Below are 2,107 nucleotides of genomic sequence, written 5' to 3'. Positions count from 1 at the left end.
CCCGAGTGTCCGCTTCTTGAGCGGATCCATCGCGCGGAGGGTGTCGACCTGCGCACCGGTACGCAGGTCGAGCAGTTCGAACTCGATGCGTCCGGCGACGCGGTCGCGGCGGTTGTGTGCCAGGACGGCGCGCGCATCCCGGCCGACCTGGTGATCGTCGGCGTCGGTCTGGTACCCAACACCGAACTGGCGCAGGCCGCAGGACTGGAGGTCGACAACGGCATCGTCGTCGACGCCTTCACCCGCACGTCCGATCCCGACATCGTCGCCATTGGCGATTGCAGCAATCACCCGAACGATATCTACGGACGCCGGCTGCGCCTGGAGTCTGTGCCGAATGCCATGGAGCAGGCGCGCACTGCCGCGGCGACACTGTGCGGCGTCCTCAAGCCCTATCACTCGGTGCCGTGGTTCTGGTCCGACCAGTACGACCTGAAGCTGAAGATGACCGGCCTGTCGCAGGGTTATGACCAGTTCGTGCTGCGCGGCGACACCGGAGCCCGCTCGTTTTCCGCGTTCTACCTGAAGGGAGGGCGCATGATTGCCGCCGACACGGTCAGCCGGCCGCAGGACTTCATGCTGTCGAAGCGGTTCATCGCCGAAGCGATCGAACTCGATCCAGCCAAGCTCGCCGACGACAGCATTGCGCTGAAGGACCTGCTTCCAACCTCTTCGTAACCCTTGCACTACTGGATCCCAGACATGCCAACCATCCGCTTCATTCAATCCAACGGCACCGAACAGTCCGTCCACGCCGAACTCGGCCAATCGATCATGCAGGCCGCCATCAACAACCAGGTCCCGGGCATTCTCGGCGACTGCGGCGGTAGCTGCAGCTGCGCCACCTGTCACGGCTATGTGGACGAAGCCTGGAACGACCGCGTGCCGCCGCCCGAGGGATATGAAACCGACATGCTCAGTTGCGCGATGGATGTGCGCTCGAACAGCCGCCTGACTTGCCAGTTGACCGTCACTCCCGAGCTCGATGGCCTCATCATCCGGCTACCGGAGAGCCAGACCTGAGCGCCGGACTCCTGTCTGCCTTGCCGTCGCCCTGGTCCGGAGGGAAAGATCGGCCATGCCGGCGCAGGTCATGGCCGCCTATGCCGCGACCGGCACCATCAGCCGCGACCAGGTCCTAGTGCGACCGCCATAAGGGAAATACGTCATCCTCGCTTGTCGAATCTTTTGAACGATGTTCTAATATAAGAATAACGTTCAAAAGTTTGGCCAAGCGCTATCCGATCGGCACGAGCGGCTGTGGGTCAAGAGCGGCGGTCTTACATCACACCAGGATAGAGCATGACACAACAGCCACAGATCAACATCGTCGGCACTTGCGTGCAAGACACTAGCGAAGCCGTATTCTTCCGCCTCGATGACTTGCCCGAAGCGGCCCGCGTTGCCGGCGAAGCGCGCGACAGCTTCCTCATGCACGTGGTCGGCAATCGCACCGCCGACGTCGTCATCGTCGCGCGCAGCGCAAGGCCCGCGACCGACGTCGAATACTTGCAGGGCCAGGTCGCCTGCGACAAGGAAGTCATCGACTGGAGCGGCCACGGCGGTAATCGCTCGGCGGACGTCGCTTCCTTTGCCCTGCGCAGCGGCTTCGTCCATAAGGAGCGCATTCCCCGAAACGCTGCGGCCGCCGTGCGGATCTGGCAGGCCAACATCGGTAAGAGCATCGTTGCCACCATGCCGCGGGTGGGCCGACGGGCCCAGGACAGCGACGATGCTGGCGTGGACTTTCCGGCGACCGGGGTGCGGCTGGAATTCATCGACCCGACGGTGCAAGCAGGGACGGGCGGCAGTGCACTCTTCCCGACAGGATGCCTGATCGACGAGCTGGAGGTGCCGGGCGTGGGGCGGCTGAAAGCAACACTGAGCAACGCCGGCGCCCCGACCATGTTCATCGACGCGGCCGCCGTCGGCCTTGCGGGAACGGAACTGCTGGATGCCATCGATGGCAATGCCGAGGCATTCGCGCTACTCCAGCGGATCCGTGCCTGTGGGGCCGTGCGCATGGGCTTGATCGAGCGTGCTGACGATCCTGCGCGGGTTCCGCACCTTCCCCTCGCTCATCCTGGTGGCACCGCCCGCTGGTTAC

Annotated in this window: 3 protein-coding genes; all 3 read left to right on the top strand. The window is 64.1% G+C overall.

Annotation, left to right across the window (positions count from 1 at the left end; genetic code table 11):
• Positions 1 to 678: NAD(P)/FAD-dependent oxidoreductase (locus tag I5W_RS17030; RefSeq protein WP_044530110.1), on the top strand; the 678-nt coding region annotated here is incomplete at its 5' end.
• A 24-nt stretch (positions 679 to 702) separates the two neighbouring features.
• Entirely contained in the window at positions 703 to 1,023 is a 321-nt protein-coding gene (locus I5W_RS17025) for a 2Fe-2S iron-sulfur cluster-binding protein (protein WP_017450477.1), read from the top strand.
• A gap of 279 nt (positions 1,024 to 1,302) precedes the next feature.
• Positions 1,303 to 2,107, top strand: an 805-nt coding sequence (locus I5W_RS17020) for a PrpF domain-containing protein (protein WP_252717068.1), incomplete at its 3' end; no start/stop codon positions are given.

Origin of the sequence: Herbaspirillum sp. B65, assembly GCF_000333555.1 — a bacterium.
Lineage (GTDB): Bacteria > Pseudomonadota > Gammaproteobacteria > Burkholderiales > Burkholderiaceae_D > Herbaspirillum > Herbaspirillum rubrisubalbicans.
The sequence above is the reverse complement of the archived record's forward strand: the minus strand, read 5'-3'. Positions and strand labels throughout refer to the sequence as shown.

Coding starts and splice junctions, on each gene's coding strand:
- I5W_RS17025 (WP_017450477.1), top strand. CDS start 703: ATGCCAACCATCCGCTTCATTCAATCCAACGGCACCGAACAGTCCGTC.